This window comes from Oribacterium sp. HCP3S3_B9 (assembly GCF_052064255.1).
GTDB lineage: Bacteria > Bacillota > Clostridia > Lachnospirales > Lachnospiraceae > Oribacterium.
In genome coordinates this window covers 1-1,376 of the sequence record NZ_JBQHVY010000053.1, presented here as the reverse complement: position 1 = coordinate 1,376, position 1,376 = coordinate 1, and the positions used below count along the sequence as shown (strand labels likewise).

Genomic DNA, 1,376 nt, shown 5'->3' with positions numbered 1-1,376 from the left:
TGCATATTGCGGAGCTAATCGGCCGGGTTTGCGAAGCAAAACGGCCGCATTCCGTTTCTGAACGGTCGGCACGAGCTCTATCTTAGTGGTCCACTCCTTTATAATGATGCTAACCATCCAAGCGATGGTGAATACATCATTTTTAAGGAGGATAATGTATGCAGTTGGATTACAAGGACATCATTATCAAACACTATGCGCTATCCATGTCAGGTAGCGAAATAGCTCGTCAGGCAGGTTACAGTAAGTCTGGCGTTAACGACTTCTTGCGAGCGTTCAAGAAGTGTGAAGATCTTCAGTATCCATTACCGACAGGCATCACGAACTATGGGATAGCCATGAAGGTGTATGGGTCTGTATCTGGGTCAGGTTGCCGTAACGAAAACATCGAACTTCCGGATTATGAAGAGGCAGCCAAGTTAATGGCAACCAGGAAGAACATGACGCTCATGTTTCTGTGGAACCGCTACAAGAAAAAGTGCGAAGAAGAAGGGGCGCGCTTTTACCAGTACAGTCAGTACTGTGAGCTCTACAACAAATGGTGCGAAGAGAATTATGAGACCGCCCACTTTGATGCCGTAATCGCACAAAAGATGGAGGTGGACTTCGCAGGTCAGACCTTCACCATGGTGGATCCTGTTACCGGAGAAATCATGACCATCGTTGTCTTCGTAGCGATCCTTCCGTACTCTCAGTACATTTATGCAGAAGGAATGCTATCTACCAAAGAGCCTCAGTGGATCGACGTGAATAATCACGCACTGGATTACTTTGGCGGCGTTCCGGCCTTAGTAGTCTGCGATAACTGTAAGCAGGCCGTTATTGTCAATCAGGACTGGATCGAGCCGGAGCTGAATAAGGATTATGCTGACTGGGCTGATCACTATGGTACCGTTATTCTGCCAGCCAAGGTTCGCAAGCCGAAGTTCAAAAGCTCCGTAGAAAACGCTGTTGGAATTCTGGAAAAAGGATTCTTCCACAAACTTGAAGAACGCCAGTATTTCTCGCTGGAACAGTTTAACCAGGATCTCTGGAAGGAACTGGAGGCGCTGAACAAAGAGCCGTTCAAGAAGAAAGAACACAATCGATACTACTATTGGGAAGAGGAGAAACTTGAATTAATGCCGCTCCCTTCCACGCATTACGAGTACATGGAAAGAAGAACGGCAACTGTGTCAAGTGACTTCCACGTCCGCTTTGACAACGCTTATTATAGCGTAGACAAGGCGCATTTGCACAAGAAAGTATCTATTAAGGCATCAGCCACCGTCGTCCGCATTTATTCGCTTGCTGGGGAATTTCTTTGCGAATGGCCAAGAGCAACTCGGAAGGGACAGTGGTCTACGAATCCAGAGCACTTGCCGGATAATTACAAA

1 protein-coding gene is annotated in these 1,376 nt (G+C 47.0%); it reads left to right on the top strand.

The window, feature by feature from the left end; all coding sequences use genetic code 11:
- Window positions 1-158: 158 nt before the first annotated feature.
- Window positions 159-1,376 (top strand): IS21 family transposase (gene istA, locus ACTNC3_RS11350; protein WP_441227496.1); only part of this gene is annotated, 1,218 nt, incomplete at its 3' end.